The organism is Streptomyces macrosporus (assembly GCF_039533145.1).
In the GTDB taxonomy this organism is placed as follows: domain Bacteria; phylum Actinomycetota; class Actinomycetes; order Streptomycetales; family Streptomycetaceae; genus Streptomyces; species Streptomyces macrosporus.
In genome coordinates, this window is sequence record NZ_BAAASZ010000032.1 from 41,330 (window position 1) to 67,611 (window position 26,282).

At 72.2% G+C, this 26,282-nt stretch carries 25 protein-coding genes and 1 riboswitch; of the genes, 21 read left to right on the forward strand and 4 right to left on the reverse strand.

Annotated elements, in window-relative coordinates:
* Nucleotides 1-81 precede the first annotated feature (81 nt).
* The 11 genes from rplS (at nt 82) to ABD335_RS23690 (ending at nt 9,208) form a co-directional block, all read left to right on the forward strand.
* Nucleotides 82-429: a 50S ribosomal protein L19 gene (gene rplS, locus ABD335_RS23640; protein ID WP_344326965.1), complete on the forward strand. Its 348-nt coding sequence runs from the start codon at nt 82-84 to the stop codon at nt 427-429.
* Nucleotides 430-529: 100 nt separating this feature from the next.
* Nucleotides 530-1,171 carry a signal peptidase I gene (lepB, locus tag ABD335_RS23645; RefSeq protein WP_344326967.1) on the forward strand — a complete coding sequence of 214 codons (642 nt, stop codon included), beginning with the start codon at nt 530-532 and terminating at the stop codon, nt 1,169-1,171.
* A complete protein-coding gene (lepB, locus tag ABD335_RS23650) occupies nt 1,164-2,222 on the forward strand; it encodes a signal peptidase I (RefSeq protein ID WP_344326969.1) in 1,059 nt (352 codons plus the stop codon). The genes lepB (ABD335_RS23645) and lepB (ABD335_RS23650) overlap by 8 nt, the downstream gene beginning before the upstream one ends.
* A complete protein-coding gene (gene lepB / locus ABD335_RS23655; RefSeq protein ID WP_344326971.1) occupies nt 2,149-3,069 on the forward strand; it encodes a signal peptidase I in 921 nt (306 codons plus the stop codon). Before lepB (ABD335_RS23650) ends, lepB (ABD335_RS23655) begins: the two co-directional genes overlap by 74 nt.
* A 73-nt stretch (nt 3,070-3,142) precedes the next feature.
* Nucleotides 3,143-3,892 (forward strand): signal peptidase I, encoded by a 750-nt coding sequence (gene lepB, locus ABD335_RS23660; RefSeq protein WP_344326973.1) that lies wholly within the window; start codon nt 3,143-3,145, stop codon nt 3,890-3,892.
* A gap of 13 nt (nt 3,893-3,905) precedes the next feature.
* A complete protein-coding gene (locus tag ABD335_RS23665) occupies nt 3,906-4,229 on the forward strand; it encodes a DUF2469 domain-containing protein (protein WP_344326975.1) in 324 nt (107 codons plus the stop codon).
* A 140-nt stretch (nt 4,230-4,369) separates the two neighbouring features.
* Nucleotides 4,370-4,744, forward strand: coding sequence for a YraN family protein (locus tag ABD335_RS23670; protein ID WP_344326977.1), 375 nt, complete (start codon nt 4,370-4,372; stop codon nt 4,742-4,744).
* Between the two features lies 1 nt (nt 4,745).
* Complete coding sequence (locus tag ABD335_RS23675; RefSeq protein WP_344326979.1) at nt 4,746-6,353, forward strand: YifB family Mg chelatase-like AAA ATPase; 1,608 nt, start codon at nt 4,746-4,748, stop codon at nt 6,351-6,353.
* Nucleotides 6,353-7,480, forward strand: coding sequence for a DNA-processing protein DprA (gene dprA / locus ABD335_RS23680; RefSeq protein ID WP_344327147.1), 1,128 nt, complete (start codon nt 6,353-6,355; stop codon nt 7,478-7,480). The genes ABD335_RS23675 and dprA overlap by 1 nt, the downstream gene beginning before the upstream one ends.
* A 273-nt stretch (nt 7,481-7,753) precedes the next feature.
* A complete protein-coding gene (whiG, locus tag ABD335_RS23685; RefSeq protein ID WP_344326981.1) occupies nt 7,754-8,596 on the forward strand; it encodes an RNA polymerase sigma factor WhiG in 843 nt (280 codons plus the stop codon).
* Nucleotides 8,597-8,650: 54 nt separating this feature from the next.
* On the forward strand, nt 8,651-9,208 hold the full coding sequence (locus tag ABD335_RS23690) for a TetR/AcrR family transcriptional regulator (RefSeq protein WP_344327149.1): 558 nt from the start codon (nt 8,651-8,653) through the stop codon (nt 9,206-9,208).
* Nucleotides 9,209-9,392: 184 nt separating this feature from the next.
* Here ABD335_RS23690 and ABD335_RS23695 read toward each other — a convergent pair whose 3' ends face one another.
* Nucleotides 9,393-9,962 (reverse strand): murein hydrolase activator EnvC family protein, encoded by a 570-nt coding sequence (locus ABD335_RS23695; protein WP_425583720.1) that lies wholly within the window; start codon nt 9,960-9,962, stop codon nt 9,393-9,395.
* Nucleotides 9,963-10,443: 481 nt separating this feature from the next.
* On the opposite strand from ABD335_RS23695, the gene rpsB reads away from it, so the two are divergent.
* From rpsB to ABD335_RS23720, 5 genes are all read left to right on the forward strand, one after another.
* Entirely contained in the window at nt 10,444-11,319 is an 876-nt protein-coding gene (gene rpsB, locus ABD335_RS23700) for a 30S ribosomal protein S2 (RefSeq protein WP_344326983.1), read from the forward strand.
* Between the two features lie 113 nt (nt 11,320-11,432).
* Nucleotides 11,433-12,269, forward strand: coding sequence for a translation elongation factor Ts (tsf, locus tag ABD335_RS23705; protein ID WP_344326985.1), 837 nt, complete (start codon nt 11,433-11,435; stop codon nt 12,267-12,269).
* Between the two features lie 181 nt (nt 12,270-12,450).
* Nucleotides 12,451-13,221, forward strand: a complete 771-nt coding sequence (gene pyrH / locus ABD335_RS23710) for a UMP kinase (protein ID WP_344326987.1) — start codon at nt 12,451-12,453, stop codon at nt 13,219-13,221.
* A gap of 171 nt (nt 13,222-13,392) precedes the next feature.
* Nucleotides 13,393-13,950 carry a ribosome recycling factor gene (gene frr / locus ABD335_RS23715; protein ID WP_324920576.1) on the forward strand — a complete coding sequence of 186 codons (558 nt, stop codon included), beginning with the start codon at nt 13,393-13,395 and terminating at the stop codon, nt 13,948-13,950.
* A 13-nt stretch (nt 13,951-13,963) separates the two neighbouring features.
* Nucleotides 13,964-15,097 carry a phosphatidate cytidylyltransferase gene (locus ABD335_RS23720; protein ID WP_344326990.1) on the forward strand — a complete coding sequence of 378 codons (1,134 nt, stop codon included), beginning with the start codon at nt 13,964-13,966 and terminating at the stop codon, nt 15,095-15,097.
* A gap of 427 nt (nt 15,098-15,524) precedes the next feature.
* On the opposite strand, the gene ABD335_RS23725 is transcribed toward ABD335_RS23720, so the two are convergent.
* Entirely contained in the window at nt 15,525-15,728 is a 204-nt protein-coding gene (locus ABD335_RS23725; RefSeq protein ID WP_344326993.1) for a hypothetical protein, read from the reverse strand.
* Nucleotides 15,729-17,468: 1,740 nt separating this feature from the next.
* Between ABD335_RS23725 and rlmN the strand changes: the two genes are divergently transcribed.
* From rlmN to ABD335_RS23745, 4 genes are all read left to right on the forward strand, one after another.
* On the forward strand, nt 17,469-18,575 hold the full coding sequence (gene rlmN, locus ABD335_RS23730; protein ID WP_344326995.1) for a dual-specificity RNA methyltransferase RlmN: 1,107 nt from the start codon (nt 17,469-17,471) through the stop codon (nt 18,573-18,575).
* 44 nt (nt 18,576-18,619) lie between these two features.
* Nucleotides 18,620-18,754: riboswitch (TPP riboswitch) on the forward strand.
* A complete protein-coding gene (locus tag ABD335_RS23735) occupies nt 18,749-19,861 on the forward strand; it encodes a thiamine ABC transporter substrate-binding protein (RefSeq protein WP_344326998.1) in 1,113 nt (370 codons plus the stop codon). It overlaps the preceding riboswitch by 6 nt.
* Before the next feature lie 56 nt (nt 19,862-19,917).
* Complete coding sequence (locus ABD335_RS23740) at nt 19,918-21,537, forward strand: ABC transporter permease (RefSeq protein WP_344327151.1); 1,620 nt, start codon at nt 19,918-19,920, stop codon at nt 21,535-21,537.
* 2 nt (nt 21,538-21,539) lie between these two features.
* Nucleotides 21,540-22,610 carry an ABC transporter ATP-binding protein gene (locus ABD335_RS23745; RefSeq protein WP_344327000.1) on the forward strand — a complete coding sequence of 357 codons (1,071 nt, stop codon included), beginning with the start codon at nt 21,540-21,542 and terminating at the stop codon, nt 22,608-22,610.
* A 17-nt stretch (nt 22,611-22,627) separates the two neighbouring features.
* Here ABD335_RS23745 and ABD335_RS23750 read toward each other — a convergent pair whose 3' ends face one another.
* On the reverse strand, nt 22,628-23,797 hold the full coding sequence (locus ABD335_RS23750) for a hypothetical protein (RefSeq protein ID WP_344327002.1): 1,170 nt from the start codon (nt 23,795-23,797) through the stop codon (nt 22,628-22,630).
* Nucleotides 23,779-24,516 (reverse strand): ABC transporter ATP-binding protein, encoded by a 738-nt coding sequence (locus ABD335_RS23755; protein ID WP_344327004.1) that lies wholly within the window; start codon nt 24,514-24,516, stop codon nt 23,779-23,781. The genes ABD335_RS23750 and ABD335_RS23755 overlap by 19 nt, the downstream gene beginning before the upstream one ends.
* A gap of 299 nt (nt 24,517-24,815) precedes the next feature.
* Between ABD335_RS23755 and ABD335_RS23760 the strand changes: the two genes are divergently transcribed.
* On the forward strand, nt 24,816-26,264 hold the full coding sequence (locus ABD335_RS23760) for a gamma-aminobutyraldehyde dehydrogenase (protein ID WP_344327007.1): 1,449 nt from the start codon (nt 24,816-24,818) through the stop codon (nt 26,262-26,264).
* The last annotated feature ends 18 nt before the right edge of the window (nt 26,265-26,282 follow it).

Below are 26,282 nucleotides of genomic sequence, written 5' to 3' on the forward strand. Positions count from 1 at the left end.
CCCGGCGCGGTGGCTCCCCGAACATTCCCAACGAACCGTTCCGCCGATGACCTGTGGCATCGGCGAGGAAAGCAGACCGTCATGCACCTGCTCGACAGCGTCGACGCCGCCTCCCTGCGCAGCGACATCCCGAAGTTCCGCCCCGGCGACACCGTCAACGTCCACGTGCGCGTCATCGAGGGCAACCGCTCCCGCGTGCAGCAGTTCAAGGGTGTCGTCATCCGCCGCCAGGGCTCGGGCGTCCGCGAGACCTTCACCGTCCGCAAGGTCAGCTTCGGCGTCGGCGTGGAGCGCACCTTCCCGGTGCACACCCCGGTCGTCGAGAAGATCGAGGTCGTCACCCGCGGTGACGTCCGCCGCGCCAAGCTGTACTACCTGCGCGAGCTGCGCGGCAAGGCCGCCAAGATCAAGGAGAAGCGCGAGCGCTGATCCGCGGTCGGGCTCGCGCGGCGGCCCACGGCCACACGGCGGGGCGGCATCGTGCCGCCCCGCCGCGGTCCATCGCCCGCCGGGTTAGGCTCTCGGGTCGATGGACACCGACGCACAGCACACACGCCCCACGGAGCGCGACAGCTCCCCGACCCCCTCGACGGGACGGGGACGCCGGTCGCGCTCCGCGCGTGTGGGAGCGGTGGTCGTCGCGCTGGCCCTGGCCCTGACGTTCGTCCACGCGTTCGTGGCGGAGCCCTTCCGCATTCGGAGCGACTCGATGGCGAACACCCTCCACATCGGCGACCGTGTTCTGGTGAACAAGTCGGCGTACCGTTTCGGCAACCTTCCACGGCGTGGAGACGTTGTGGTGTTCGACGGCGCCGGTTCGTTCGACCGGGAGCCGTCGGAGGGGTCCGACTACGTCAAGCGCGTCGTCGGAGTCGGCGGGGACAGGGTCACGTGCTGCGACGAGCGGGGGAGGATCGAGGTGAACGGCGAACCGGTGGACGAGAGGTACCTGCATCCCGACGACCGGCCCTCGGCCGTCCCGTTCGACATCGAGGTCCCCGAGGGGCGCCTGTGGGTGATGGGCGACCACCGCTCCCGCTCCCGGGACTCCCGCGACCTCCTCGGCGCCCCCGGCGGCGGCACCGTGCCGGTGGACCGGGTGATCGGCCGGGTCGACTGGATCGTCTGGCCCGCCGACCGCTGGACCTCCCTGCGGGGCCGCCATGGGTAGACGCGGACGGCCCCGAGGGCGCCGCCGGACGGACGCCGCCGCGCCCGGCGCACCCCAGGAGCCCTGGACGACGCTGCGCGGCCCCGGTGAGGGACGGGCGGACCGCCGACGCGCGGCCAAGCGGATCAGACGGCGGCGACGGCTGTCGGTGACCAAGGAGATACCCATCCTGGTCGGCGTGGCGCTGCTGATCGCGCTGGTGCTCAAGACCTTCCTGGTCCAGGCGTTCGTCATCCCCTCCGGTTCGATGGAGCAGACGATCAGGATCGACGACCGGGTCCTGGTGGACAAGCTCACCCCCTGGTTCGGCGCGCGCCCCGAGCGCGGCGACGTGGTCGTCTTCAAGGACCCCGGCGGCTGGCTGCCGCCCGAGGAGAAGCCCGAGCGGAACGACCCGGTGGGGATCAAGCAGGGCAGGCAGTTCCTGACCTTCATCGGCCTGCTGCCCTCGGACGACGAACAGGACCTGATCAAGCGGGTCATCGGCATCGGCGGCGACACCGTCACGTGCTGCGACGAGAACGGTCGGGTGACCGTCAACGGCACGCCGTTGAACGAGCCGTACCTCCACCCCGGCAACGCCCCCTCGCAGATGCGCTTCGAGGTGAAGGTGCCCGAGAACCGGATCTTCGTCATGGGCGACCACCGCGCCAACTCGGCCGACTCCCGTTACCACCTGGACGATCCGGGGAACGGGACCATTCCGGAGGAACTCGTGGTGGGCAAGGCCGTGGTGATCGCCTGGCCGTACTCCCACTGGCGACGCCTGGAGGAGCCCGAGACCTATGCGTCGGTGCCCGACCCGCGCGGCGAGCCCGCCTCCGCGGCCGCCGGCGGGGAGAATGACACGGTCGACGACATGGTGCGGGTCCCGAGCCCTGCGGAACTTCCGCTCGTTATGGGAGTGGTGGGCCTGCACCGGCTGAGGCGCGGGCGACGGCGCGGTACGAGCAGTGTGAGGAGTGGATGTGGGGGACGTGGCGGTTGGAGCGCGCTCCGACGCGGACGGACCGGAGAGGCGGGCGGAGGACGAGCCCGTGGAGCGCGGTGAGGAACCGACCGCGGAACCGGACGGCGGAGAAGACACGGAAGACGTGGCGAAGAGGAAACAACAGCGCTCCTTCCTGAAGGAGCTCCCCCTGCTGATCGGCATCGCGCTGATCCTGGCACTGCTGATCAAGACGTTCCTGGTCCAGGCGTTCTCCATCCCCTCCGACTCGATGCAGAACACCCTCCAGCGGGGCGACCGGGTGCTGGTGGACAAGCTGACCCCCTGGTTCGGCGCCGAACCCGAACGCGGCGAGGTCGTCGTCTTCCACGACCCGGGCGGCTGGCTGGACGAGAGCGCGCAGAGCGACCCCGGGGGCATCGCGGGCGCCTTCCAAGGGTTCATGAGCTTCATCGGGCTGATGCCCTCGGCCGAGGAGCAGGACCTGATCAAGCGGGTCATCGCGGTCGGCGGCGACACCGTGGCGTGCGAGAAGAACGGCCCCGTCACGGTCAACGGCAAGGCACTGGAGGAGGAGTCCTACATCTACCCCGGCGGCACCCCGTGCGGCAGCGAGGGCTTCGGCCCGGTCGAGGTGCCCGAGGGGCGGATCTGGGTGATGGGCGACAACCGCCAGAACTCCCTGGACTCCCGCTTCCACCAGCAGCTTCCCGGACACGGCACGGTCCCCGTGGACGAGGTCGTGGGACGGGCCATCGTCAAGGCGTGGCCGATCGACCGCTGGGGCACCCTCCCCGTGCCGGACACCTTCGCCGAGAAGGGCCTGGCCGCGGCGCCCGCGGCCATGGGACTGGCGGGCGCGGTGCCGCTGGTGCTGTGGCGGAGGCGGCTGAGGGCGAGCGACGCCGGCAGGACCGCGCGAGCGACGGGCTCCCGGATCGAGGACTGACCCGCACGCGCCCCCGGAGGTAGGGTGCGGCCAGGCCGTTGGTGGTGGACCCAGACCTTCCGGGAGCGCGCGAGTGAGCAGAGCAGGACGTACCGGAGGAGCCCGCGGCCGACTGGGCCGCACCCTGTCCTCGCTGGCCGTGGCGGTCGGCTGCGTGCTCTTCCTGGGCGGTTTCGGATGGGCCGCCCTCCTGTACCAGCCCTACACCGTGCCCAGCGACTCCATGGCCCCCACCGTGGACGCCGGAGACCGGATACTGGCCCAGCGCATCGGCGGGGACGAGGTCAGGCGCGGCGACGTCGTCGTCTTCCGGGACCCGGTGTGGGGCGACCTGCCGATGATCAAACGAGTCGTGGGCGTCGGCGGCGACACGGTGAGGTGCTGCGACAAGCGGGGGAGGCTGGTCCTCAACGGCGAGGCGCTCGACGAGCCGTACCTGGGGCAGCAGGAACGCGCCTCCTTCACGGCCTTCGAGGCGGTCGTCCCCGAAGGGCGCCTCTTCCTCCTCGGCGACCACCGCAACGACTCGATCGACTCCCGCATGCACCTGCAGGACGCCGCCAACGGCTCCGTGGAGCGCGGGGCGGTGGTCGGCCGGGTCGACGCCGTGGTGTGGCCACTGGGCGAGGCCGGGATGACGGAGCCGCCCGAGAGCTTCGCGGACCTGCCCGGCGGCATCTCCCGTCCCGGACCGCTGCGGCCGGCCGCGCTGTCGATCGCCGCCGGCGCCGCGCTGATCCTCGTCGGCGCCGCGGCCGGAAGGACGACCACGCTCCGCGGGAGGCGAGCACGTCTGACGCACAATGGGGGGACGCACGGCTGAAGGGGAACATGCCATGAGCGCCGAGGATCTCGAGAAGTACGAGACCGAGATGGAGCTGAAGCTCTACCGGGAGTACCGCGACGTCGTCGGACTGTTCAGGTATGTGATCGAAACCGAGCGGCGCTTCTACCTCACCAACGACTACGAGATGCAGGTGCACTCGGTCCAGGGCGAGGTCTTCTTCGAAGTGACGATGGCCGACGCCTGGGTGTGGGACATGTACCGCCCGGCCCGCTTCGTCAGGCAGGTGAGAGTCCTCACGTTCAAGGACGTGAACATCGAGGAGCTGAACAAGAGCGACCTCGACCTCCCCGAGGACTCCGGCTTCAAGAGGTGACCGAGCCTCCTCGCCCACGCCTGCCCCGCCACCCCCACGGGTGAGCGAGATATCCACAACCGGCCGGTTCTCCACCGAATCGGCCCATGATCATCCGGACGCCTCCGCAGCCGTCACAGTCGGACCCGGAGGTGGTACCGATGAACGGCAGGGAAGCACTCGGACGCTACGGCGAGGACCTGGCCGCCCGGCGACTGCGCGAACTGGGCATGGCCGTCCTGGACCGCAACTGGCGCTGCCGGAGCGGCGAGATCGACATCGTCGCCCGGGACGCCGACGCACTCGTCATCTGCGAGGTCAAGACCCGCAGAGCCGGCTCGTACGAACACCCGATGGCGGCCGTCACCCCGCGCAAGGCGGCACGGCTGCGCAGGCTCGCCGCCCGCTGGCTCACCGAACGCTGGCTCACCCGGTACGGCCGCCCGCCGACCGGGGGAGTGCGCATCGACCTCGTCGGCATCGTCCTGCCCGAACGCGGCGCGCCCGTGGTGCGGCACGTCAAGGGGGTGGCCTGAGATGGGATTCGCCCGCACCTGCTCGGTCGCCCTCGTCGGCGTCGAGGGCGTGGTCGTCGAGGTCCAGGCCGACCTCGAACCGGGCCTCGCCACGTTCACCCTGGTGGGACTGCCCGACAAGAGCCTGGTCGAAAGCCGTGACCGGGTCAGGGCCGCCGTCGTCAACTCCGGCATCGACTGGCCGCAGAAGAAACTCACGGTCGGCCTCAGCCCCGCCTCGGTGCCCAAGAGCGGCAGCGGCTTCGACCTGGCCGTGGCCTGCGCGGTCCTCGGCGCCGCGGAACGGATCGACCCCCGCGAACTCACCGACCTGGTGATGATCGGCGAACTGGGGCTCGACGGCCGCGTCCGACCCGTCCGCGGCGTCCTCCCCACCGTCCTGGCAGCCGCCGAGGCCGGGTACCGCCACGTCGTGGTCGCCGAGCAGACCGCCTCCGAGGCGGCCCTGGTGCCCGGCGTCTCCGTACTCGGCGTCCGGTCCCTGCGTCAACTCGTCGCCATCCTGACCGACGCACCCGTACCCGACGAGGACCCGGCCGAGGACGGCACCGCGGCCCCGATGCTCGCCGGGCTCACCGTGCCCGGCACGGCGGGCAGCCTCCCGGGTCTCGGCGGTGAACGTCCCGTGGACCTCGCCGAGGTCGCCGGACAGACCGCAGCCCGCAAAGCCCTGGAAGTGGCCGCCGCCGGCCGCCACCACCTCTTCCTCAAAGGACCACCGGGCGCGGGCAAGACCATGCTCGCCGAACGACTGCCCGGCCTGATGCCGCCCCTCGCCTCGAAGGAAGCCCTGGAGGTCACCGCCATCCACTCCGTGGCCGGAGCGCTGCCGGCCGACAGGCCGCTGATCGACCGGCCGCCGTACTGCGCCCCCCACCACTCGGCCACCATGGCCTCCCTCGTCGGGGGTGGCAGCGGACTGCCCCGCCCCGGAGCGGTCTCCCTCGCCCACCACGGAGTGCTCTTCCTGGACGAGGCGGCCGAATGCAGCGCACGGGTGCTCGACGCCCTCCGCCAACCACTGGAGTCCGGCCAGGTCGTCGTGGCCCGGGCCCAGGGCATGATGCGCATGCCCGCCCGCTTCCTCCTCGTCCTCGCCGCCAACCCCTGCCCCTGCGGCCGACACGGCTCCCGAGGCGGCGGCTGCGAGTGCCGGCCCTCCTCGGTCCGGCGCTACCGCGCACGCCTCTCCGGTCCCCTGCTCGACCGCGTCGACCTCCGCGTCACCGTCGAACCCGTCACCCGCGCCGAACTGGCCGACCCCGGCGCCCACGGCGAATCCACCGAGACGGTGGCGGCCCGCGTCCGCACCGCACGGGAGCGAGCAGCCGCCCGCTACGCCGAAACCCCCTGGCGCACCAACAGCGAGGTCCCCGGACACGAACTGCGCACCCGATGGCCGGGAGCGCCCGGAGCACTGGGCCGCGCCGAGGAGGACATGGAACGCGGCCTGCTCACCGCACGCGGCCTGGACAGGGTCCTCAGGGTCGCCTGGACCCTCGCCGACCTCGCCGGACACGACCGGCCCACCGCCGACGACGTGGACGGCGCGCTGGAACTGCGCACGGGCGTGCGGCGCGGCACGGCACTTGCCAAGGGGCGGACGTGATCGGCGACGACGAGCGCCTGGCGAGGGCGGCGCTCACCAGGGTCGGGGAACCCGGGGACGAGACGGTGAACAGATGGCTCGACCGCCACGGCGCCGTGGACACCCTCAAGGCCCTCGCCTCCGAAACACCCCTGCCCGGCGTTTCCCGGGCCCGCTGGGCCGGACTGCGGCAACGGGCCCGCGGACTCGACCCCGAAGCCGACCTGAGGGCCGTCGACGCACTGGGCGGACGCTTCGTCTGCCCCGGAGACCCCGAATGGCCCAGTCAACTGGACGATCTGGGCGACGGGCGCCCCGTCGGACTGTGGGTGCGCGGCAGGGCCTCGCTGCGCCTGTGGGCGCTGCGCTCGGTCGCCGTCGTCGGCGCCCGGGCGTGCACGGACTACGGCGCCCACGTCGCGGCGGTGCTCGGCTCCAGCCTGGCCGCCCGCGGCTGGACGGTGATCTCCGGCGCGGCCTACGGCGTGGACGGGGCCGCCCACGGCGGCGCCCTGGCGGTGGACGGTGCCACCGTCGGGGTCCTGGCCTGCGGGGTCGACGTGGCCTACCCGCCGGGCAACGGCTCGCTGATCCGACGCATCGGGGAACAGGGCCTGCTGGTCGCCGAACTCCCACCCGGAGACCATCCGACCCGCAGCCGGTTCGTGCTGCGCAACCGCGTGATCGCGGCCCTCGCCCGCGGCACCGTCGTGGTGGAGGCCGAACTGCGCAGCGGATCACTGGTCACCGCCCGGCGCGCGCTCGCCCTCGGCAGGGTCACGATGGGCGTGCCCGGCCCGGTGACCAGCGGCCTGTCGGCAGGGGTCCACCAACTCCTGCGCGGCGAGGGCGTCGTCGTCACCGACGCGGCCGAGATCATCGAACTGGTCGGCAACATCGGCGAGCTGGCCCCCGAGAAACGCGGACCGATGCTGCCGCGCGACCTGCTGACACCGGAGGCCGCACGCGTACTGGAGGCACTGCCCGCCCGAGGCGCGCTCGGCACGGCCGCGGTGGCGCGTGCCGCCGCCCTCACGGAGGACCGCGCACTCGTTCGCCTCCAGGAACTGGCCTCACTCGGCTTCCTCGAACGCAACGGCGACCACTGGCAGTTGGTGCGACGGACGAACCAACACCCCAACAGGTGACGAGGCGGTCCTTGACCTGGGGCGATCGAGTGAAAGGGTGAGGTACATGATCGCTGAATGGTTCGTTCCGCGCGGCCTCGCAGGACCGCCCCGACCGCCGGGTTAATCCCGGGGTGCGGGCAGCGGAACGTATCTGCGGTATGCCCGATCGACCACTCCTCGCACTGAGCGACACTTCAGTCACGCTACGCTCCGAAGGTTCCCACCCCCCATCGGTCCCATCGGCGTCAGCGCACAGATCACAGCTCACGGCAGAACGGCTCAAGACCACGCATGCCCCACCACACCCCCGGGTCCGACCGCACGGCCACGGCAGAACCGACTGCAGCCGACGACGCTGCACGCCCTGCCCCGCCCAGATCGCTCGACGAACTGTGGCGGTCGTACAAGTGCACGGGTGACGAGCGGCTGCGGGAACAGCTGATCCTCCACTACTCGCCCCTGGTCAAGTACGTGGCCGGGCGCGTCAGCGTCGGCCTGCCCGCCAACGTGGAGCAGGCCGACTTCGTCTCCTCCGGAGTGTTCGGACTGATCGACGCCATCGAGAAGTTCGACCCGAGCCGCTCGATCAAGTTCGAGACCTACGCCATCACCCGCATCCGCGGGGCCATGATCGACGAACTGCGGGCACTGGACTGGATCCCCCGCTCCGTACGGCAGAAGGCCCGCGCCTTCGAACGCGCCCACGCCGCGCTGGAGGCCACCCTGCGACGCACGCCGTCGGAGGCCGAGGTCGCGGACGAGATGGGAATCCCCCTGGAGGAACTCCACGGCATCTTCAGCCAGCTGCCGCTGACCAACGTGGTCGCCCTGGAGGAAGTGCTCCACGCCGGCGGCGAGGGCGGCGACCGCCTCAGCCTCATGGACACCCTGGAGGACACGGCCGCCGACAACCCCGTCGAGATCGCCGAGGACCGCGAGTTGCGGCGGCTGCTGGCCCGCGCGGTCAACACCCTGCCCGAACGCGAGAAGACCGTGGTCACCCTCTACTACTACGAAGGGCTCACCCTGGCCGAGATCGGACAGGTGCTCGGGGTCACCGAAAGCCGCGTCAGCCAGATCCACACCAAGTCCGTGCTGCAACTCCGGGCCAAGTTGGCCGACGTCAGTCGCTGAATCGGTACTCCCCTCCCTACAGTGGGACGCGTGCCAAGGATTCGAGCGGCCTCCGTGGCCGAGCACCGGAGGATGCAGCGTGACGCCCTGTTGGAGGCGGCGCGGTCCCTGCTGTCCGAGGGCGGTACGGAAGCACTGACCTTCCCCGCCCTGGCCGAACGCACGGGACTGGCACGTTCCTCCGTCTACGAGTACTTCCGCTCCCGTGCGGCCGTCGTCGAGGAACTGTGCGCCGTCGACTTCCCCGTCTGGGCGGCCGAGGTGGAGGCCGCCATGGAGCGGGCCGACACCCCCGAAGCGAAGATCGAGGCCTATGTGCGGCAGCAGTTGACCCTGGTCGGCGACCGCCGCCACCGGGCCGTCGTCGCCATCTCGGCCGGCGAACTGGACGCGGCCGCCCGGGAGAAGATCCGCGCCGCCCACGGCGGACTGATCACCATGGTCGTGGACGCCCTCGAAGCCCTGGGCCACGACGAGCCCCGACTGGCCGCCACCCTGCTGCAGGGCGTCGTGGACGCCGCGGTCCGCCGCATCGAACTGGGCGCCGCCGAGGACCCGGAGCGGATCACACGGGCAGCGGTGTCGATGGTGCTCCACGGCGTGGGGGGCTGACCCCTCCCCCCTTCCGCCCCCCACCCCCACCCCCACCCCCACCCCGTGGACATGCCGGTCCAGGGACATGCCGGCTCCGGGGCGTACGGGGCGCCGGCGAGCGAGACCCCCGGGGCGTCCCCCCGTGCCCGTACGTCCTGCGCCCCGATCCGGTCCGCCCCGATCCGGTCCGCCCCGATCCGGTTCACGCGGACGGGCGCTCGCCGCGCGGGCGGGCGTGACGGCGGTGGGCCCAGACCGCCGCCGCGGCCAGTGCCACCGCCCCCACGGCGGCGCCCGCGGACGAGGCCCCGCCGACCGCCGCCGTCGGGCGGACCCCGTCGCCCGACCCGGCCGTCGGCTCCCGCGGAAGCGGCACCCCCAACACCGGGAGCAGCCGGGAGGGGCCGTGGCGCAGCAGGGAGAGCGGATCCAGATACGCCTCACCACGGCGCAGCCCCCAGTGGAGACACCCCGCCGGGCAGTGCCGGCCCTCCGACTCCAGCACCCCCACCACGTCCCCCGCCGCGACCCGATCGCCCTCGCGGACGCTCGCCCCGACCGGCTCGTACGTGACGCGCAGCGGCGGGTCGCCCGTGGCCGCCAACTCGATCGAGACCACCCCACGCCCGGCGACCCTCCCGGCGAACGAGACCCGGCCCGCCGCCACCGCGCGCACCGGATCCCCCGGACGGGCCACCAGGTCCACACCGCGGTGGCCCGCCGCCCAACGGACGGGCGGCGGCTCCCAGCCGCGCTCCACCGCCCCCGGCACCGGCCGGACCCGTCCGGCACCGGCGGCCGGGCCGTCCCCGGGAGCCGCACGGGCCGGAGCCGCCCCCGCGGACAGGAGCGGTAGACAGCACAGTAACGCCGCACAGAGTCGAAGTCCCATGCGCACAGCGTGACGCCGGGAGAGGCCGCGTGGGGATCCCGGCCGGAGACGGTGGAGTACCGGCCGGTTGTGGAAAAGTCCGTCACCCGACACGCCGACCCGCCCCGACCCGCCGGTGTCCGGCACGGGGCGCGCGTGGCCCGTGTGCGTGTCGCCTGCCGGTTCCCCGGTCCCGTACACTTCTGGTGCGATCCGGGTCACCGGGTCGACTTCGCACGCCCCGCCACCCCGCATTCGGTGGCCGCGCACCTCGGTCCTCGGAGACGGTCCCCGGGCCCATCCGCAGGCAAGCGCGCCGGGGCGTCAGGAGCGGCGGTCACCCGGCCGCCGCGGACAACCGAGCATCCAAGGAGATACGGCCATGGCCGTCGTCACGATGCGGGAGCTGCTGGAGAGCGGCGTCCACTTCGGGCACCAGACCCGCCGTTGGAACCCGAAGATGAAGCGCTTCATCTTCACCGAGCGCAACGGCATCTACATCATCGACCTGCTCCAGTCGCTGTCGTACATCGACCGCGCCTACGAGTTCGTCAAGGAGACCGTCGCCCACGGCGGCTCCATCATGTTCGTCGGCACCAAGAAGCAGGCCCAGGAGGCCATCGCCGAGCAGGCCACGCGCGTGGGCATGCCCTACGTCAACCAGCGCTGGCTCGGCGGCATGCTGACCAACTTCTCGACCGTCCACAAGCGCCTGCAGCGCCTGAAGGAGCTCGAGCAGATCGACTTCGAGGACGTGGCCTCCTCCGGCCTCACCAAGAAGGAGCTGCTGGTCCTCTCCCGCGAGAAGGCCAAGCTGGAGAAGACGCTCGGCGGTATCCGCGACATGCAGAAGGTGCCCAGCGCCGTCTGGATCGTGGACACCAAGAAGGAGCACATCGCCGTCGGTGAGGCGCGCAAGCTCAACATCCCGGTCGTCGCCATCCTCGACACCAACTGCGACCCGGACGAGGTCGACTACAAGATCCCGGGCAACGACGACGCGATCCGCTCCGTCACCCTGCTCACCCGCGTGATCGCCGACGCCGTGGCCGAGGGCCTCCTCGCCCGCTCCGGCGCCGCCGGCGAGGGCAAGGGCGAGAAGGCCGCCGGCGAGCCGCTCGCCGAGTGGGAGCGCGAGCTGCTGGAGGGCGACGCCAAGAAGGCCGACGAGGCCCAGGCGTCCCAGGCCCCGGCCGAGGAGAAGGCCGCCGAGGACGAGCAGCCGGCCGAGGCCGACAAGCCCGCCGAGCAGGCCTGAGCACGCAGCACAGTGGTACGGCCGGGGGCGGTGCCATGAGCGCCGCCCCCGCCGTACACCTGTAGGTAGATCGACCCATCCTCATCGACTTTTCGAGAAGAGATTCACCGACCATGGCGAACTACACCGCCGCCGACGTCAAGAAGCTCCGCGAGCTCACCGGCGCCGGCATGATGGACTGCAAGAAGGCCCTGGACGAGGCCGAGGGCAGCGTCGACAAGGCCGTCGAGATCCTCCGCGTCAAGGGTCAGAAGGGCGTCGCCAAGCGCGAGTCCCGCACCGCCGAGAACGGCGCCGTCGTTTCCCTGATCGCCGACGACAACAAGTCCGGTGTGCTGGTCGAGCTGAAGTGCGAGACCGACTTCGTCGCCAAGGGCGAGAAGTTCCTCGCGGTCGCCGACGCCATCGCCGCCCACGTCGCCGCCACCTCCCCGGCCGACGTCCAGGCGCTCCTCGACTCCGAGATCGAGGCCGGCAAGACCGTCCAGGCCTACGTGGACGAGGCGAACGCCGCGCTCGGCGAGAAGATCGTCCTGGACCGCTTCGCGCAGTTCTCCGGCGGTTACGTGGCCGCCTACATGCACCGCACCAGCCCGGACCTGCCGCCGCAGGTCGGCGTCCTGGTCGAGCTGGAGCAGGAGAACGCCGAGGTCGCCAAGGACGTGGCGCAGCACATCGCCGCGTTCGCCCCGAAGTACCTCTCCCGCGAGGACGTCCCGGAGGAGACCGTCGCCAACGAGCGCCGCGTCGCCGAGGCCGCCGCGCGCGAGGAGGGCAAGCCCGAGCAGGCCCTGCCGAAGATCGTCGAGGGTCGCGTGAACGGCTTCTTCAAGGAGAACTGCCTCCTGGACCAGCCCTTCGCGAAGGACAACAAGAAGACCGTCCAGAAGGTGCTGGACGAGGCCGGTGTCACGCTGAAGCGCTTCGCCCGCTTCCGCGTCGGCGCCTGACCCGTACGCCGTACTTCCACGGCGGACCGGCCGCACCCGGCAGGGTCGGCCACGGGGCCCGTCCCGGTGCGTCGCCTACGGACGGACGACCGCAGTTGTGACGAGGAGGCCATTGCCGCTTTCAGGGACCGAGAGGAACCACCGGCGATGGCCTCCTTCGTATGTGCACGAGGAGATCAGCATGAAACAGGGCATCGACCCCGGGGGCAAAGCCTCCGACAAACACCGCAACCGCCGTCGCTTCCTGCTGAAACTCTCCGGTGAGGCGTTCGCGGGAGGCGGAGGGCTCGGAGTCGACCCCGACGTCGTGCACAAGGTCGCCCGTGAGATCGCCGCCGTGGTGCGGGACGGCGCCGAGATCGCCGTCGTCATCGGAGGCGGCAACTTCTTCCGCGGCGCCGAACTCCAGCAGCGCGGCATGGACCGGGCCCGCTCCGACTACATGGGCATGCTCGGCACGGTGATGAACTGCCTCGCCCTCCAGGACTTCCTGGAGAAGGAGGGCATCGACTCCCGCGTCCAGACCGCCATCACCATGGGGCAGGTCGCCGAGCCGTACATCCCGCTGCGGGCCGTGCGGCACCTGGAGAAGGGACGGGTGGTCATCTTCGGAGCCGGTATGGGCATGCCGTACTTCTCCACCGACACCACCGCCGCCCAGCGCGCCCTGGAGATCGACGCCGAGGCACTGCTGATGGGCAAGAACGGCGTGGACGGCGTCTACGACTCCGACCCCGCCACGAACCCCGACGCGGTGAAGTTCGACGCCCTGGAGTACGGCGAGGTCATCGCCCGAGACCTGAAGGTCGCCGACGCCACCGCCATCACCCTCTGCCGCGACAACAAGCTGCCGATCCTCGTCTTCGAGTTGCTGGCCGAGGGGAATATCGCACGGGCGGTGAAGGGTGAGAAGATCGGCACGCTCGTGAGCGACCAGGGCTCCCGGACCTGACGCCCTCACCGGCACGACACGACGTCCGTACGGCGGCGCGGTTCACACGACGCCGTACGGCAACTCCGTGCCGCACGATGGGCACGGTACGGGGATGGACAACAGCCTGCCGGTCGGACACCGTGCAGGAATCAGGGCTTTCCGGCTCAATCAGCGAACCAGGAGCACGTGGTGATCGAAGAGACCCTCCTCGAAGCCGAGGAGAAGATGGAGAAGGCGGTCGTCGTCGCCAAGGAGGACTTCGCCGCGATCCGCACCGGCCGTGCGCACCCTGCGATGTTCAACAAGATCGTGGCGGACTACTACGGCGCGATGACCCCGATCAACCAGCTCGCGTCGTTCTCGGTGCCCGAGCCGCGGATGGCCGTGGTCACCCCGTTCGACAAGAGCGCGCTGCGGAACATCGAGCAGGCCATCCGCGACTCCGACCTCGGGGTCAACCCCTCCAACGACGGCAACATCATCCGGGTCGTCTTCCCGGAGCTGACCGAGGAGCGCCGCAGGGAGTACATCAAGGTCGCCAAGGGCAAGGCCGAGGACGCCAAGATCTCCATCCGCAGCGTCCGCCGCAAGGCCAAGGAGGCCATCGACAAGGCCATCAAGGACGGTGACATCGGCGAGGACGAGGGGCGCCGCGCCGAGAAGGAGCTCGACGACACCACCGCCAAGTACGTCGCGCAGGTGGACGAGCTGCTCAAGCACAAGGAAGCCGAGCTGCTCGAGGTCTGAGGCTGCGATATTCGTGAATGACTCATCCTGGGGAGCACCACCGCCGAGTGCCGGACAGCCCGGTCACTCCGGATACTGGAACCCTCCCGAACAGGGCTACTCCTCCCCGCTTCGCGCGGAGGTGGCGCCGGCACCGGCGGGTTCCGTGCACGAGGGCGGCGATGCGTCGCAGACTCGGCGTATGCCCATTGTGCCCGACGCCCCCGGCGGTGACCAGGACGATCGCGACGATCGAGCGGCCGGGCGGCCGTCCGGAAGCCCGGCTTCCGGCAACGGCCCGTCCGAACAGCAGGTCGGTCCCGTGACCCCGGGCCGCTCGTCCGGCCGCAAGAAGAGAGCCGGTCGCGACCTGCGCGCCGCGATAGGGGTCGGCCTGGGCCTGGGCGCCGCCGTCCTCGCCTCGCTCTTCGTCTACAAGCCCGTCTTCGTCGGCGTGATCGTGGTCGCGGTCGTGGTCGGGCTGTGGGAGCTGACCTCCCGGCTCGCCGAGCACAAGCAGATCCGGGCGCCCCTGGTGCCGCTGGCGGTCGGCGGCGCGGCCATGGTCGTCGCCGGATACGTCCGCGGCGCCGAGGGCGCCTGGGTGGCCGCGGCGCTCACCGCCCTCGCCGTGCTGGTGTGGCGGATGACGGAGGACCCCCGGGAGTACCTGCGGGACGTCACGGCGGGTGTCTTCGCCGCCTTCTACGTCCCCTTCCTGGCCACCTTCGTCGCCATGATGCTCGCGGCCGACGACGGCCCGTGGCGGGTGCTCACCTTCCTGCTGCTCACCGTCGTCAGCGACACCGGGGCGTACGCCGTCGGCTGGCGCTTCGGCCGCCACAAGCTCGCCCCGCGCATCAGCCCCGGCAAGACCCGCGAGGGACTGCTGGGAGCGGTGGCCCTCGCGATGGCCGTGGGCGCGCTGTGCATGCACTTCCTCATCGACGGCGGAATCTGGTGGCAGGGCCTGCTGCTGGGACTGGCCGTGGCCGTCAGCGCGACCCTGGGCGACCTCGGCGAATCCATGATCAAGCGGGACCTGGGCATCAAGGACATGGGCACCCTGCTGCCCGGCCACGGCGGCATCATGGACCGGCTCGACTCGCTCCTGCCGACCGCTCCCGTGGTCTGGCTGTCGATGGTGCTCTTCGTCGGCGCGGGCTGACCGTCCGGCCCGAACGATATGACGGCGAGGGGGGTCGCCGGCACCGCGGTGCCGGCGACCCCCCTCGCCGTATCGGGCATCACGGAAACCGGCCGACGGGCCGACCGGGGCCGGACGTCCCGCACACCCTGCCGCTCCCGCTCGGCCCGCCGACCTGATCGTGGCGTCGGCCGCGATCGCCATGGCCGGGCCGGTCGTCGAACGCATGCGGCCGCGGGCCTTCTTCGATGAGTCGGCGAGCCGGTGGCTCCGCGCAAACGGGACGGTCGAGAGCGGCCATCGACGGGTTTCCCGGCCCGGGCCGTCCTCGCAGGGCCCAGGCCCGGGCCCTGCCACCTGCCGAAAATCCCGACCGGACGGCGTACTCGGCCGGGCCGACGATCCTGCCGTGCCGCAGCCGTCGGACGAGATGTGTGGCCACCGCCGTCTAGGCACGGTGTCGCTGTCGCCGCCGCCGCTTCAGGGCCCTCCGTACCAGCAGGAAGGCCCCCATGGCGGCCAAGGTCGTCCCTATGAGGATCACGAACGATCCGATCAGGAGCAGGAAGGCCCCCAGGGCGATCAACGTCATCCCGATGAGGACGAGCAGGGCCGCGAGGAGAATGAGCAGGATCGCGAGGAAGAGCACCATGCATCCCCCTTCTCCTTCCGACTGTGGTCCCTTCCTCCTTCCGTCGCAAACGCGCTGGGACTGCGCTCCGAGGGACCGGGCCACCTGGGGGCGTCAGGGCGTCCGGACCGTACCGAGGACGCCGTCAAGGGCGGCCCGGCTCCCGCCGGCCGCGCGTCTGAACGGCCACGCCGACGAGGAGAAACCCGCGGTGGCCGGGCCCGGCCGGCTCCACGGCTTGGGCGGCTCCCGCCCAAAGCCGCTCCACCGACCTCGTCTCACAGCGCTCTGCGTCTTGGTTGGAAACACAAGCCCACGCCACAGGAACGGGTGGGAATTGACTTGGACGCAGCGCCGACAGGCCTCCTTGGCGCCACAGCAGGAGCTGTATCGGGCTTCTCCAGCGCTTGGCCGGCCCAGCGGAGCCGGATACGTCTCCAGCGGGAGCAGCGCGCTCACGAGGAACGCGTGCGTTGGCCGGACGACAAGCGCCACCTGTACCGAGACTTGTCGCCGGCTGTCCACGGCCGGCACGAGGCCCTGCTTTCTGTTTCACGCGGTGAGAATGACGGCGCTTTGCGCGAATTCCGCTCGTCTGTATGCACAAACCAGGCGTTGAGGTGGACCTCATGGCCTCGGAGTCTGTGCGGAAAGCGGCCACGGAGCCACGGAAGAAGCCGTTTGCAGCCCAAGGGATGATCTTGCAGGGAGGTGGCACAAGTGCACGAGAAGCTCTGGATGCCGTATTGGCGGCAACAAGCAGCCTTGGGGAAGCGGTGCGTTCTGAGCCTGCCCTACGAGCCAATTCTCGAACCGAGGCGAAAATCCACGTTCGTCGGAAGCAAGTCGACTGGCGACCGTGTCCCCTCCGCGCCCCATCGAGCGGGGAACCACGGGGAACGGCGGTCACCGGCGGGTAGGGGGAACGGCAAGGGTCCCCGACCGTTGATGCTGGTCAGGGGCCGTTGAAGTGTGGGGGCTGTGGGATTTGAACCCACGGTGGTGTCGCCGCCACGACGGTTTTCAAGATCTCCCGCTCGTCGACGTCGGCGCCCGTTCCGGGGTTCAGCCCCAGCACCGGCGGGCCCACCAACCATCATCGGGAGAGGCGAACGGGTCCGGCCGGCTTCGTGATACGTAGAGCGCGTCGAGCGGTTCGACCATCGACCGAAGTTCGCGAGCCGGCCGCAGCGGCAGAGCATGAAGTGCGAGCTCGAGGACCGCGCGTTCGTCAGTCGCATGGAAGGGATCGCACAGCGGGCAGCCGCAACCACCAGACAGTGCGAGAGCAGGGCGGCGGGCTGTAAGCGACCGCTGCCGCAGGGCTTGGGCTATCGCACCCGGCCACAGCCGTTCACGTTCCGGTCGAGCGGCAGCGGCTGCGAGTGCCCGTGAGCCACGGGCGAACCCTCGCTCCGACGGTTTTCCTGGCCGGCGACGCGGAGCGCGACGTGCAGCCCGGACTTGAGACGGCCGTCCACGCGGCATCGTCCTCTCTGGGGCGCTTCACGCGGACAGACCGCCAGGCTCATCCACAAGGCGCCAAGACCGGTGAGTGATCCGCCCGGTCGACTCAGGGTCGAATGCCTGTCCTCTCCAGCAGTGTTCGAGCCCGGTGTGGCCGTCTGGCGGGGATGCTCCGGGCCGTCTCCGGGCCGTGCGAGGGTGGCCGACGGCGGCGGCGGAGGACGGCCGGGGGTGACCACCGTCTCCCTGCTCCGGCCCGGGCCGTCGGAGTCGATCTGCGACACTGGACGGACCATGCCTGCACCCGGAGAACTCACCTTCGTCGCGCCGCGCGGGGCCGCCAAGCCGCCGCGGCACCTCGCCGACCTCACGCCCGCCGAGCGCCGCGAGGCGGTCGCCGCCATCGGCGAGAAGCCCTTCCGCGCCCAGCAGCTCTCGCGGCACTACTTCGCCCGCGGCGCCACCGACCCCGCCGCCTGGACCGACATCCCGGCCGCCGCGCGCGGGAGGCTGGCCGCCGAACTGCTGCCCGAGCTGATGACCGTGGTGCGGCACGTCACCTGCGACGACGGCGCCACCCGCAAGACGCTGTGGCGGCTGCACGACGGGACGCTGGTGGAGTCCGTGCTGATGCGCTACCCGGACCGGGTGACGATGTGCGTCAGTTCGCAGGCCGGATGCGGCATGAACTGCCCCTTCTGCGCCACCGGGCAGGCCGGGCTGGACCGCAACCTGTCCACCGCCGAGATCGTCCACCAGATCGTCGAGGGCATGCGCGCCCTGCGCGACGGCGAGGTGCCCGGAGGACCGGCGCGGCTGTCGAACATCGTCTTCATGGGGATGGGCGAGCCGCTGGCCAACTACCAGCGGGTCGTCGGCGCCATCCGCCGCCTCACCGACCCCGAGCCCGACGGCATGGGCCTGTCCCAGCGGGGGATCACCGTGTCCACCGTCGGGCTGGTCCCGGCGATCCACCGCCTCGCCGACGAGGGCTTCAAGTGCCGGCTGGCCGTCTCCCTGCACGCCCCCGACGACGAACTGCGCGACACCCTGGTGCCGGTCAACACCCGGTGGAAGGTCCGCGAGGTCCTCGGCGCCGCCTGGGAGTACGCCGAGAAGTCCGGCCGCCGGGTCTCCATCGAGTACGCCATGATCCGCGACATCAACGACCAGGCGTGGCGGGGCGACCTCCTCGGGCGGCTGCTGGCGGGGAAGAGGGCGCACGTCAACCTCATCCCCCTCAACCCCACGCCCGGCTCGAAGTGGACCGCCTCCCGGCCCGAGGACGAGCGGGCCTTCGTCCAGGCGCTGGAGGCGCACGGCGTGCCGGTGACCGTCCGCGACACCCGCGGGCAGGAGATCGACGGAGCCTGCGGACAGCTCGCCGCCACCGAGCGCTGACGGCGCGGGCGGCCCTGGTACCGTAGCGATCGCACACAGAATCGACATACCGACAGGGGAGCGCGTACAGCGCTGAGAGTGCGGTGTCGCCGTCCCGGTCCCGCGGACCGGCCGGTGAGCCGCAGACCCTCGAACCTGATCCGGTTAGTACCGGCGTAGGGAGTCAACACACCGTGGTCACGACATTCCGGCGCGCCCTCGGCGTCGCCGTCCTCGGCACGCTCACCGTCTCCGCCCTGACCGCCTGCGGCGGCTCGCAGCCGTCCGACGAGGGCGAGGAGAAGAAGACCGTCACCCTGGTCACCCACGACTCCTTCGCGGCCTCCGACGAGGTGCTGGAGAAGTTCACCGAGGAGACCGGCCACACGGTGAAGGTGCTGAGCGGCGGCGACGCCGGCTCGGCCCTCAACCAGGCGATCCTCTCCAAGGACGACCCGCAGGGCGACGTCTTCTTCGGCGTCGACAACACCCTCCTCTCCCGGGCCCTGGAGAACGGCCTGTTCACACCGTACGAGGCCGAGGGGCTGGAGAAGATACCCGCCGAGTACCGACTCGACGGCGAGAAGCACCGCGTCACCCCCGTCGACACCGGCGACGTCTGCGTCAACTACGACCGCGCCTGGTTCGAGAAGCGCGGCATCGAACCCCCGAAGACCCTGGACGACCTCGTCGAGCCGGAGTACAAGGACCTCCTGGTCGTCGAGAACGCCGCCACCTCCTCGCCCGGCCTGGGCTTCCTGCTCGCCACCGTCGCCGAGTACGGGGACGGGGGCACCGCCCGAGGCGAAGCCTCTGGGGGATGGGAGGCGTACTGGAAGAAGCTGAGGGCCAACGGCGTCGAGGTCGTCGACGGCTGGGAGCAGGCGTACTACGACCGCTTCTCCGGCTCCGCCGGCGGCGAGAACGGCGGCGACCGGCCGCTGGTCGTCTCCTACGCCTCCAGCCCGCCCGCCGAGGTCCTCGACGCCGACCCCGCGCCGAAGCAGGCCCCCACCGGAGTGGCGACCGGCACCTGCTTCCGGCAGATCGAGTTCGCCGGACTCCTCTCCGGCGCGGACAACCCCGAGGGCGGCAAGGCGCTGCTGGACTTCCTGGTGAGCGAGACCTTTCAGGAGGACATGCCGCTGCAGATGTTCGTCAACCCCGTCCGCGAGGGCACCGAGCTGCCCGAGGTGTTCACCGAGTACGGCGAGACGGTCCCCGACCCCCACACCATGGCCCCGGAGAGGATCGCCGAGAACCGTGAGGCGTGGGTCGAGACGTGGACCTCGCTCGTCGTGAGGTGAGGAGCGGCCCCGGCACGGGGAGCGGAGCGCGCGGCGCGGCCGTCCGGCTCGCCCTGATGGCCGTGCCCGCCGTGTTCCTCGCGCTGTTCTTCGCCTACCCCGTCGCCGCCATCACCGCCCGCGGCCTGTACGACGGCGGGCGCTGGCACCCGGAGCGGTTCGCCGAGGTGCTCACCGACCCCGGCATCGGGGGCGTGCTGTGGTTCACGCTCTGGCAGGCGGCGGCCTCCACCGTCCTGACCGTCCTGACGGCCCTGCCCGGCGCCTACGTCCTGGCCCGCTACGACTTCCCCGGCCGGCGGGTGGTGCGCGCGATCGTCACCGTGCCGTTCGTGCTGCCCACCGTCGTCGTCGGCTCGGCGTTCCTGGGACTGCTGGGCCGCGGCGGGCTGCTCCAGGAGTGGGGACTGCCGCCGGTCACCGGCCCCGCCGCGATCCTGCTCGCCCACGTCTTCTTCAACTACGCCGTGGTGGTCCGCGTCGTCGGAGGGCTGTGGGCGCAGCTCGACCCCCGCCAGGAGGAGGCCGCGCGGGTGCTCGGCGCGAGCCGCTGGGCCGCTTGGCGCACCGTGACGCTCCCGGCGCTGGCCCCCGCCGTGGCCGCCGCCGCCCTGACGGTCTTCCTGTTCACCTTCACCTCCTTCGGCGTCGTCCAGATCCTCGGCGGCCCCCGCTACGCCACCCTGGAGGTGGAGATCTACCGGCAGACCGCCCACCTGCTGGACCTGCCCACCGCCGCCGTCCTGACCCTGGTGCAGTTCGCCGCGGTGGCCGCCCTGCTGGCCGTCCACGCCCGCACCGTCCGCCGGCACCGGGGCACCCGGGGACTGGTCGACGCCGCCGGCACCGCCCGCCGCCCGCGCGGGGCACGCCAGTGGGCGCTGCTGGTGGCCGTCCTGGTCCAGATCGCCGTGCTGCTGGTCACCCCGCTCGCGGTGCTCGTCGAACGTTCCCTGAACGGGCCCGACGGCTACGGCCTGGCCCACTACCGCGCCCTGGCCTCGGCCGACGGCGGGACGTTCACGGTCGCCCCGCTGGAGGCGATCGGCAACTCCCTCGCCTACGCCGCCGTCGCCACCTGCGTCGCCCTCGCCGTCGGCGGCCTGGCCGCCGTCGCGCTCACCCTCCCCGAGTCGGGCCGCCGGGTCGGACGGCTGGTGCGCGGCTTCGACGCGCTGCTGATGCTGCCGCTGGGCACCTCGGCCGTCACCGTCGGCTTCGGCTTCCTCGTCGCCCTCGACGAGCCCCCGCTGGACCTGCGCTCGTCGTGGATCCTGGTGCCGCTGGCCCAGGCCCTGGTCGGCGTGCCGTTCGTCGTGCGGACCCTGCTGCCGGTGCTGCGGGCCGTGGACCACCGGCTGCGCGAGGCCGCCGCCGTGCTGGGCGCCTCGCCGCCGCGGGTGTGGCGCGAGGTCGACCTGCCGCTGGTGCGGCGGTCCCTGCTGGTCGCGGCGGGCTTCGCCTTCGCCGTCTCCCTGGGGGAGTTCGGCGCCACCGTCTTCATCGCCCGCGCCGACGCGCCCACCCTGCCCGTCGCCGTCGCCCGCCTCCTGGGCCGCGCCGGAGAGGCCAACTACGGCCAGGCGATGGCGCTCAGCACCGTCCTGATGCTGGTGTGCGCGGCCACCCTGCTGGCGCTGGAGAGCGTCCGCACCGACCGATCGGGAGAGCTGTAGAGATGGCGTCGCTGCGACTGGAGGCGGTCACCGTGCGCTTCGGCGACCGCACGGCCCTGGACGCGGTGGACCTGGACGTCGCCGAACACGAGATCGTCTGCGTCCTCGGCCCCTCCGGCAGCGGCAAGTCCACGCTGCTGCGGGCCGTCGCCGGACTGCGGGAGCCGGACGCCGGGCGCGTGCTGCTCGACGGCCGCGACCAGCGGGGCGTCGCGCCGCACCGCCGCGGGGTGGGGTTGATGTTCCAGGACCACCAGCTCTTCCCCACCCGCGACGTCGGCGGCAACGTCGCCTTCGGGCCGCGCATGCGCGGAACCCCGCGCGAGGAGGCGGAGAAGCGGGTCGCCGAACTGCTGGACCTCGTCGGCCTCCCCGGCGCCCAGCGCCGCCCGGTCACCGCCCTGTCCGGCGGCGAGCAGCAGCGCGTCGCGCTCGCCCGCGCCCTGGCCCCCCGCCCCCGACTGCTGATGCTGGACGAGCCGCTCGGCCAGCTCGACCGGTCCCTGCGCGAGCGGCTCGTGGTCGAACTGCGGCAGCTCTTCCGCAGCCTGGGCACCACCGTGCTCGCCGTCACCCACGACCAGGGCGAGGCGTTCGCGCTCGCCGACCGGGTGGTGGTGATGGACCGGGGCCGGATCGCCCAGACCGGCAGCCCCGTCGAGGTGTGGCTGCGTCCCGCCTCCGAGTTCGTCGCCCGCTTCCTGGGCTTCACCAACATCGCCCCGGCGACCGTCCGCGAGGACACCGCCGACACCCCCTGGGGCGAGGTGCCCGTACCGCCCGGCACCCCCTCCGGGCCGTGCACCCTGCTGATACGGCCCGCCGGGGTGCGCCTGACCGCCACCCCCGGCCGAGGGCTGCCCTGCACCGTCACCGCCCGCACCCTGCGCGGCGGCGGCTTCTCGGAGATCTCGCTGCTGCTCGACCCCGGCGACGGACCCGCCCTGGAGGCGTCCTGCCCCCTGCACACGGCACCCGAGCCGGGCACGGCCGTCACCGTCGCCTTCGACGCCGGCGACGTGGTCGTCCTCGGACAGGACACCGGGAACGGCACGGCCCGGCGGGGGACCTAGCGGGGGACGGGCGCCCCTCAGCGCGCCAGCGGCAGCGCGGCCAGTTCCGCGATCAGCCAGGCCGACGGCACCAGCACGGCCGCCAGCGCCGCCACCCGCAGCGCCGCCGCGGCGCGCAGCGTGCCGCGGGGGACGCCGAGCCGGCGCAGACCGGCGGTGGCGGACGCCCGCGCGGCGCGGAACTCCGCCGCCGCGCTCAACGCGCCGGCCACCGCGCACACCACGACCACCGCCGCGCCCAGCAGCGTGAGCGGCCCGGCCGGGGGACCACCGGCGGACCCGTACAGCCGGGCCGTCGCCAGCGCGCCCGCGACCACCGCGCACAGCATCCCCAGCGAATGGCCGACCCGCGGCGCCTCCTCCCGCAGCGCCCGGCCCGACAGCAGCCGCAGCGCTCCGGGCCGCCCCATCGCCAGCAGCAGCCCGCACAGATGGACCAGACCGGGCCCGGCGAGCCCCAGCCCCAGGGCGATCAGCAGCCACCCGCCGACGACCCCCGGGCCGAGACCGTCCAGGGAACCCGGCATCGGCACCTCGGGGCCCGGGGACGAGACGGCCCGGTCGGCGGCGAAGGCCTCCACGGCCAACCCGACCGCCGTGACCGCCACACCCCACGGCAGCCCCGCGGGCACGGGCGGAGGCGTGCGGGGCTGCGCCACGGGACCGGCGGGCGGAAGCGCGCGCAGCCGCGTCGCCACCGCGCTCGCCCCGGCCGCGGCCGACGGCGGCACGGCCAGCAGCGTCACCACGGCGGCCCACGGCAGCTCCCGTCCGGCGCCCAGCAGCTCCGCGGCGGCCCCGGCCAGCGGCGCGTCGCCCAGCCCGACGCGCAGGTGCACGAAGGCGGGCAGGGCCAGAGCACACCCCACGGCACAGGACAGGGCCGTGGAGAACGCGGCCAGCAGCGGCAGCCGCGCGGGCCCCACCCCGACCGCGTCCAGCCCCTCCCGGGGACGCACGCACGGATCGGTGCGGGCCGCGGCGGCGGCGAACTGCACACAGGCCGCCAACGGCACCGTGCACCACAGCAGCCGGGACAGCGCCACGTCGGGACGCTCGGGATGGGCGACGGCGTACCCCAGCGCGCTCAACAGCAGGAAACCGACGGCCCCGGCCATGCCGGCGACCACGGCCCGCCGCGCCAAGGCCGTGGGGCGGAAGGTGCGGACTAGACGGAGAGCGAGCACGCTGCCCTGCCTTCCGGACCCGTCGAGGCGGCCGGGGTGTCGACGCCCACCCGACGGCCGTCCACGAGCGTGATCGTACGGTCCGCCACGCCCGCCATCCGGGTCTCCTGGCCGGTCGCCAGCACGACCGTGATGCGGTGCGACCGGGCGGCGGTGGTCAGGGTGCGCAGCACCTGGGCGCGGTCGGCCTGGTGCAGCGGCGCCGTCGGCTCGTCGGCGAACACGACGGTGGGGGAGTGCACCAGCGCGCGGGCGATGGCCACCCGCTGCCGCTGCGCCTGCAACAGCGCGCCCGGCCGCTTGCGGGCGCAGTCGCCGACGTCCAGCCGGTCCAGCCACTCGCACGCGGCGCGCCGGGCGGCGCGGTGGCCGCTGCCGGCGAGCAGCAGCGGCAGCGCGGCGTTCTCCCAGGCGGTCAGCTCGGGCAGGAGCTGCGGTTCGCTGCCGATCCAGCCGAACCGGTCCAGGCGCAGCCGCTCGCGGGCGGACTCGGAGAGGGTGTGCAGGGGGACGCTGTTGAACCACACCTCGCCCCGCACGGGCACCAGCCGCCCCGAGAGACAGCCCAACAGCGTGGACTTGCCGCAGCCGCGCGGACCGACGACGGAGAGGATCTCGCCTTCGCGGACCCCGACGGAGACGTCCTGCAGCGCGGGCGACCCCTCGTGCTCGTAGTGCAGTCCGCGTGCCCAGAGCAGATCCTCCGGTGCAGCCACCATGACGGGCACCTCCGCTCGCCTTCGGGGTCGTGCCTCCCCCTGACGGGGTGATGAACGAGTGCCAGGGGGATCGGTCACTGGCACGGTACGGACCGCGACCGTGGTGGAGACGCCCATCCGACGCGGGCGCGGCCCAGTTTCCACCGAATGGTCCTTCGGCCGGCCGCCGTCGGTGGGGCGCGGCCCGACGGCACCGCGACGTCGGCCGGAAGTCCTCGATGAGCGGGTATGTCGAAGAAGGACTCCGATGGTTAGGGTGGGTGTCTCATCTATCGGACACCAGGGCAGGAGGGCGTGAGGTGGCCACTGAACCGCGGCGACTGCGCAATCACATCGGCGGGGAGTTCCGGGAGGCGGTCGACGGGCGCGCCGGCGAGGTGGTGAATCCGGCGACCGGCGAGGTGTACGCGACGGCGCCGGTGTCCGGGGCCGCGGACGTGGACGCGGCGATGGCCGCGGCCGCGGCCGCCTTTCCGGTCTGGCGGGACGCCACGCCGGGCACCCGGCAGGCGGTGTTGTTGAAGATCGCCGACGCGATGGAGCGGCGGGGCGAGGAGCTGTTGGCGGCCGAGTGCGAGAACACCGGCAAGCCGCCGGCGTTGACCCGTACCGAGGAGCTGCCGGTGATGATCGACCAGGTGCGGTTCTTCGCCGGGGCGGCGCGGCTGTTGGAGGGCAAGGCGGCCGGGGAGTACATGGCCGGGTTGACCTCGTTCGTGCGGCGTGAGCCGGTGGGGGTGTGCGCCCAGGTGGCGCCGTGGAACTATCCGCTGATGATGGCGGTGTGGAAGTTCGCGCCGGCCCTGGCGGCGGGCAACACCGTGGTGCTCAAGCCGTCGGACACCACGCCGGCCTCCACGGTGCTGTTGGCCGAGATCGTCGGCGAGGTGCTGCGGGAGGCGGGGCTGCCGGGCGGGATCTTCAACGTGGTGTGCGGTGATCGGGACACCGGGCGGCTGATGGTGGAGCATCCCACGCCGGCGATGGTCTCGATCACCGGGTCGGTGCGGGCCGGGATGGAGGTGGCCGGCAGTGCGGCGCGGGACGTCAAGCGGGTCCATCTGGAGTTGGGCGGCAAGGCGCCGTGTGTGGTGTTCGAGGACGCCGATCTGGCGGCGGCGGTGGCCGGGATCCGGGACGGGGGGTTCTTCAACGCCGGGCAGGACTGCACCGCGGCCACTCGGGTGTTGGTGCACGAGAGCGTGCACGACGAGTTCGTGGCGGCGTTGGCCAAGGCCGCGGCCGAGGTTCGGACCGGGGATCCGGCCGATCCGGAGTGTTTCTACGGGCCGTTGAACAGTGCCGCCCAGTTGGAGAAGGTGGCCGGTTTCGTGGAGCGGTTGCCGGCGCGTGCGCGGGTGGAGACCGGGGGGGTCCGGGTGGGGGAGCGGGGGTTCTTCTACGCGCCCACGGTGGTCTCCGGGGTGGAGCAGGACGACGAGATCGTTCAGAGCGAGGTCTTCGGTCCGGTGATCACGGTGCAGCGGTTCGTCGACGAGGCGGAGGCGGTGGCCTGGGCCAACGGGGTGGAGTACGGGTTGGCGTCCTCGGTGTGGACCCGGGATCATGCGCGGGCGATGCGGATGTCGCGGGCGTTGGACTTCGGGTGTGTGTGGATCAACACCCATATTCCGTTGGTGGCCGAGATGCCGCACGGGGGGTTCAAGAAGTCCGGGTACGGCAAGGATCTGTCGGCCTATGGGTTGGAGGACTACACCCGCATCAAGCACGTCATGACCGCCCTGTGACCCCACACCCCTGAGCGG